Source organism: Leptolyngbya sp. FACHB-36, assembly GCF_014695955.1.
Classification (GTDB): domain Bacteria; phylum Cyanobacteriota; class Cyanobacteriia; order Leptolyngbyales; family Leptolyngbyaceae; genus FACHB-36.
In genome coordinates this window covers 1-1,869 of the sequence record NZ_JACJPG010000064.1, presented here as the reverse complement: position 1 = coordinate 1,869, position 1,869 = coordinate 1, and the positions used below count along the sequence as shown (strand labels likewise).

The 1,869-nt window shown below is 52.2% G+C and carries 1 protein-coding gene; it reads right to left on the bottom strand.

Annotated elements, in window-relative coordinates:
* Positions 1-33: 33 nt before the first annotated feature.
* Positions 34-1,869, bottom strand: a 1,836-nt coding sequence (locus tag H6F43_RS00885) for a sucrose synthase (protein WP_190340146.1), incomplete at its 5' end; no start/stop codon positions are given.

Here is a 1,869-nt window from a genome sequence, read left to right as displayed (position 1 = left end):
CGATCGCCGCAGCGATCGAGGTTTGTGTTGTCTCTACCGATGCGCATGCTGCTCTAGCAGCGCTTGCGCCCGTGGCTTATACAGCAAGTAGAACAGCGATTCAATGTAGCGCAGCATATCCTCGCGATTTTCTTGAGAAGAGTAGTTCCAGAAGCCATAGATTTTGGCGAGAGTCAGCAAGCGCGTGGTGTGGATCTTCCAGGTGTAGGTGCTGTAGACCCGCTCAATTCCCCGCTTGGAGATTTCTTCCCAATACTTAGGATTCTGGTCGCATTTAGACACAAATTCCAGGATAATGTCTGCCATTTCCTCTAGCTGCGTCGGGTTAATGTAGAAGCCGTTGAACTTATCCTGAATGATTTCCAGCGGACCGCCGAATCGCGTGGCAAACGTTGGCAACCCAGTAATCATCGCTTCCAAAATTGTCAGACCGAAGGCTTCAAACAGCGCTGGCTGCACGAAGATACCCTGATGATCAGAAATGATGCGGTAAATTTCGCCAGAGTCACTCTTAGGCAACCGCACACCGAGCCAGCGGAATTTGCCGTGCAGGTTGTACTGTTCGATAATGCCGTAGAGCTTTTCGATCTCGCTGATTTCTTCGTGGTCTGTGGAATCCTCGGTGCGAAGTTTGCCCGCAATCAAAATTAGATTACAGCGCTCCTGAAGTTCCGGACTCTTGCCAAAGCACTCCGCCAGTCCAGTGAGGTTTTTGATGCGGTCCAGTCGCGCCATCGAAAAGAGTGGTCGCTTGCTGGGATCATCGAGCTTACCGTAAACATGCACCGGATCGTCAAGGGTAAACAGCAGATCTTCCAGGCGATCGCGCTCCGTTCCCGTCAACCGATCCTCGTCGCGGCTGTAGGGAAAGTAGACAGTTTCACTAACTCCCGGAGGCACCACGTTAAACTTGGGACTAAATAGCTCAATGCCGCTCGTGACGTGGTAAAGTTCCGGCATCGTAAAGGTCTTATAGGACTCGTACTGTCCAACGCTTTCCGGCGTGCCGACAATTTCCTGGTAAGTGCTGCTAACAATAAAGTTGGCAGCGTTCATGGCGATCAAATCTGCCGTGAACTGAAGCGAGAAGTGGTACTTATCCTCCGAATCTTGCCAGTAGAGGTTACTGAACAGGTATTTCGACTTCTCTAGCGCGTGGGCAATGTTGCACTGAGTTACTTTTAGCCTGCGTGCTAGCAGGAACGCCACCAAATTGCCGTCTGAGTAGTTGCCGATGATTAGATCCGGCTTGCCACCAAACTCTGCCCGCAGTTCGCGTTCAGCGTCGATCGCAAACGTCTCCAAGTAGGGCCAGATCTCGAAGCGCGAAATCCAGTCTTGCGTCAGTTTGGGATTAAACTCGCGGAACGGCACGCGCAAAATCCAGGCGTCTTCCGTGCCGTAGATTTTTTCTAGCCGCTGATTGCACAAAGTGCCGTCGCTGTTGGGAATCAGGCGCGTCAGTACAATGACCTTCGGATGCACATTCAGCACATCTAGTCCCGCCAGATCAATGTCTTCCTGAAGCTGCTTTTCTAAGCTCTTGACTTGATCCAGGATGTACACTACTTGTCCACCCGTGTCCGGTCGTCCCAGCACGCCTTCTTGCCCAAACCAGCCGTGTGGCGAGATTAGCGCAATGTTGAAGATCATGGGAATCCGGGAAATAAACGCCTCTAGCGCTTGGTGGTCCGGCGAGTCGATGAGCTGGTCGATCGTCTCTAGAGTGTCCCGCACACGCTGCACGGTGTTGCCCCAACCAGGCTCAAATCCCAAGTTTTGCAGATCAAAGCGGAAGACGTTGAAGGCTTCATTAGGTGGGCGGCTACTCAGAAACGACAGCGCAGATTTCACGCGCTCTGATAGCTG